Here is a 514-nt window from a genome sequence, read left to right as displayed (position 1 = left end):
ATCCACCATCAGCCAGAATCTCCATCTCTCAACTTTCAGCCACCCGGACACCGCTACGATCCCGCTGCCAGCGACGTCATTCGCACCCGAGAACAACCCGGCCTACCACACGGCACAACCACCATCAGCCAATCCGCCAGCCTCACAACCCCTCCGGACGCAAAACATCCGGCAATTCAGCACGCGACACCCCGCCCTCTATCTCCGACGTCCACCCCAACGCCTCCAACTCATCAAACAAATATTCCACCTCAAACCGGCCACCAGCAAAAATCGATACCTTCATTCCCCACCACTCAGGATCCCGATCAACAATCACCTCCCCCAGATCACGTAACCGGCGATTCACCGCCTGATGAATCAACATCACCACACGCCACGCGCCCGCAGGCGTGTAAATCACCGTCGACAACGCAAACTCGTAACCACCCTCGTAACGCACCAGCGTGCACACCACCGCCTGCCACGTTCCATCCTCATCCGACGCCAACTCCCGAACCCCCTCCGCAAACCG

The 514-nt window shown here is 58.8% G+C and carries 1 protein-coding gene; it reads right to left on the bottom strand.

The window, feature by feature from the left end; genetic code table 11:
• Nucleotides 1-142: 142 nt before the first annotated feature.
• Nucleotides 143-514: hypothetical protein (locus ACLQ3C_RS21495; RefSeq protein ID WP_425707121.1), on the bottom strand; the 372-nt coding region annotated here is incomplete at its 5' end.

This window comes from Gordonia sp. DT30 (genome assembly GCF_049844915.1).
GTDB lineage: Bacteria > Actinomycetota > Actinomycetes > Mycobacteriales > Mycobacteriaceae > Gordonia.
The sequence above is the reverse complement of the archived record's forward strand: the minus strand, read 5'-3'. Positions and strand labels throughout refer to the sequence as shown.